This is a genomic window from Allobosea sp. CER48, assembly GCF_044752385.1.
In the GTDB taxonomy this organism is placed as follows: Bacteria; Pseudomonadota; Alphaproteobacteria; order Rhizobiales; family Beijerinckiaceae; genus Allobosea.
This window is the reverse complement of record NZ_JBIWYK010000364.1, coordinates 1-3,347: the sequence shown is the minus strand read 5'-3', so window position 1 is coordinate 3,347 and position 3,347 is coordinate 1. Positions and strand designations below refer to the sequence as shown.

The 3,347-nt window shown below is 66.7% G+C and carries 3 protein-coding genes and 1 pseudogene; 3 read left to right on the top strand and 1 reads right to left on the bottom strand.

The window, feature by feature from the left end:
• Window positions 1–194, top strand: a pseudogene (locus ACIPIA_RS12840) (ChbG/HpnK family deacetylase); the annotation flags it as partial.
• A 119-nt stretch (window positions 195–313) separates the two neighbouring features.
• Complete coding sequence (locus ACIPIA_RS12835) at window positions 314–1,999, top strand: methyl-accepting chemotaxis protein (RefSeq protein ID WP_400510113.1); 1,686 nt, start codon at window positions 314–316, stop codon at window positions 1,997–1,999.
• Between the two features lie 74 nt (window positions 2,000–2,073).
• On the opposite strand, the gene ACIPIA_RS12830 is transcribed toward ACIPIA_RS12835, so the two are convergent.
• A complete protein-coding gene (locus ACIPIA_RS12830) occupies window positions 2,074–2,673 on the bottom strand; it encodes a superoxide dismutase (protein WP_400510112.1) in 600 nt (199 codons plus the stop codon).
• 286 nt (window positions 2,674–2,959) lie between these two features.
• On the opposite strand from ACIPIA_RS12830, the gene ACIPIA_RS12825 reads away from it, so the two are divergent.
• On the top strand, window positions 2,960–3,347 hold a 388-nt coding region (locus ACIPIA_RS12825), incomplete at its 3' end, for a hypothetical protein (protein WP_400510111.1).

Here is a 3,347-nt window from a genome sequence, read left to right as displayed (position 1 = left end):
GCGAGGATCTCAAGCGCTTCCTCATCAGGCCGGGGGCGGCCCATCTCGTGATGTGCCACCCCGGCTTCGTCGACGATGAGCTCGTCAGGCTCGATCCCGTCACCGCCACCCGGCCGGTGGAGCATGCGGCGCTCATGGGATTCCGGCCGCCGCCTGGCATGCCGCTGCGTCGCTTTCGCGAATTGACGGGCTGAGTGACGCGCGCGGCCCTCGCGCAAGCGATTTGTTTACCGGGATAAGCCAAGGTCGGAGCAGGGTAGGAGTGGCGCGCGGCCTTGCGGCTGTCGGCGCCGGTTTCGGGGATTTCGGCTCGATGACGTGGTTCAGACGCGCCTCCGCCGCGGGCGAGCTGGCGCACCCGATCGGGCGGGGCCTGGGGTCTCTCAGCCGGCAGATCGCCGTGGCCGCCGTGGCGATCGTTGCCGTTGCCGTTGTCCTCGTCGTCATGGCGATCGCGCGCTACAACGACGCTCGCACGCGCGCAGACCTCGAACAGAAGGTTGCGGCGCTGACGCTGATGGTGGTGAATGCGGCGCCCTCGCTGATCCTGTCGCGCGACACCAATACGCTCGGCTACATCCTCAATTCACTCCAGCGCGATCCGGACTTCGACGCGGGCCTGGTCGGAGACGATCTTTCGACGCTCGCCTCCGCCGGGCGCAGCGAGGAGGCGCGCCTCTCGCTGACGCCGCGCTGGCTCGCCGGCGCGATCGGCGAGGAGCCCTGGAAGGCTCTGCAGGGCCGCGACGAGGTCACGATCGAGGACGATGCCGCCGTCACCAAGGTCCACGCGGTGCGAGTCGGAAACCAGCGCAAGCTGATCGGTTACGTTGCGCTGCGCTTCGACAAGACCCGGCTGGTGGCGCGCGCAGCCTGGGAGCAGTTCGTCACCATCGGCCTCGGCCTGCTGATCCTGGTCGTGCTGGGGCCACTGCTGTGGTTCTCGCTGTCGCGGACGATGCGCCCCCTGCGCAGCATGACGAAGTCGATCGTCAGCATCTCCGACGGCAAGCTCGACACGCCCATCGACGCGCTGGAAAGAAAAGACGAGATCGGAGCGATCGCGAGGGCTCTGGGCGTGCTCAAGGTTCGCCTGGCCGAGCGTGCGACGCTCCAGGAGAAGCAGAGCGCCTCCGAGGTGGAGCGGCGGGCCCGCCAGCAGGGCGTCGATGCCGCGATCATCTCGTTTCGCGGCGAGGTCGGGTTGGCGCTCGAGGCGTTCAAGAACAACGCCGAGCGGATGCGTGAGGCGTCGGACGGGCTTGCCCGCGTCGCCGCCGAGTCCTCGCAGCGGGCCGCCCGTGCCGCCGACAACGCCCATGGCGCATCCGGCAATGTCGAGAACGCAGCCCAGGCGGCCGAAGAGATGGGTGCAGCCATCCGCGAGGTGGAGTTTCAGGTGCGGCGTGTCCGCACCGAGATCGTCGAGGCGGCCTCCGCCTCGCGCGACACGGCAGGCTCGGTGCGCGAACTCGACGAGACGGCGCGAGCCATCGGCGAGGTTGTCAACCTGATCCGCGACATCGCCGCGCAGACGAACCTGCTGGCGCTGAACGCCACGATCGAGGCGGCGCGTGCCGGTGAGGCCGGGCGCGGCTTCGCGGTCGTGGCCTCGGAGGTTAAGTCACTCGCCGCCCAGACGGCGGACGCGACCGACCGCATCGTCGCCCAGGTCGCAGCGATTCAGGGCGCCACCGGTCAGGTCGTCGGCGCGATCCAGAATATCGCCGAACGCATGAACGCGATCGAGAAATTCGCCAATTCGGTCGCGACCTCGATCGAGCAGCAGGCGATCGCTACGGGCGAGATCGCCAGCGGCGTCGCGATGGCGAGCTCCTCCTCGCTTTCGGTGTCGAGCGATCTCAGCGTGCTGGCCGACAGTGTCGAGGAGACCGGGCGCTCGGCCGAACAGGTGCGCTATGCCGCCGGAGACGTGACGACCCAGGCGCAGCGGCTGGACTCGACCGTCGACCAGTTCCTGCGGAACGTCGCCGTCTGAGCGCTGCAGCTATCTGGAGCGGCTAAAAAAACGGGGCCGCGAGGCCCCGTTCGCATTTCGCGCTGCAATCGGCCTCAGGCCTTGGCGGCGTCGTGGAGCTCTGCGACATATTCCCAGTTCACGAGGCTCTCGAGGAAGGCCTTGAGATAGTCGGGGCGACGGTTGCGGTAGTCGATGTAGTAGGAGTGCTCCCAGACGTCGACGCCGAGGATCGGCGTTGCGCCATGGACGAGCGGGCTCTCGCCATTCGGGGTCTTGCTGACCGCGACCTTGCCGCCCTTGACCTCGAGCCAGGCCCAGCCCGAGCCGAACTGGCCGACGCCGGCAGCGACGAAGTCTTCCTTGAACTTGTCGACCGAGCCGAAAGAATCGACGATCGCCTTCTCGAGCGCGCCCGGAATCTTGCCGCCGCCATTCGGCTTCATCCACTTCCAGAAGTGGAGGTGGTTGTAGTGCTGTCCGGCATTGTTGAAGACCGCCGGGTTCTTGCCGTAGGAGCCCTTGACGATCTCCTCGAGCGACTTGCCCTCGAATTCCGTGCCCTTGATCGCGTTGTTGCCGTTGGTCACGTAAGCGAGGTGGTGCTTGTCGTGATGGTACTCGAGCGTCTCCTTCGACATGAAGGGCTGGAGAGCATCATGGGCGTAGGGCAGGTCAGGAAGAGTAAAAGACATGAGGCCTCTCCTTGGGCTATGAAAATCGCTTTAATGAGAATGGCTTGCCGTCGATGGACGGGGGCAGGGGAGCCTGCCATTCTCACCGATAGTTAAGCGCCTTGGTGCCGGCCGACAACCGCTCCCGCTGCGAATTGCTCATGTCTTCTCGACAGGCGGCCACAATCGCGCCAATTTCCTCCGTCTAAGCCGTCCGGATTGGAAACTCTCCCTTATTCAATACGTTAGATAGTCAAGCGTCTGCGCTTCACCCGGCGCCGGCGCGATCCACCTCAAGGATGCGAAATTGATCGCGATTTTCACCGTTCTGGGCCTCGTTCTCTTTGGCGGCGGCGCCTATGCCATCTTTGACGGGTGGCCCTACATGGTCCTCGAACGGGGCTTCACGCAGGTCATCATCGGTTCGATCGCGAGCAGCGCCGGCCTGATCCTGCTGTCGCTCGCCTGGGTTCTGCGCGAGCTCCGCGCCGTCCGGCGGTCCCTGACCGAGGCCATGCAGGCGCGGACGGAATCGTCGGCGCAGATCGCGATGGAACGCGCCCGTGCGCTGCGGGAACAGGAGCGGCCGGAGGCGCCTGTCCCTGCGCAGGCGAGCCCGGCGCCGTCGCTCGCCCCGGTCCTCGGCGGCGCTGCCGTCGGCGCCGTCGCGGCCGGGGCTGCGGCGAGTGCCTTCT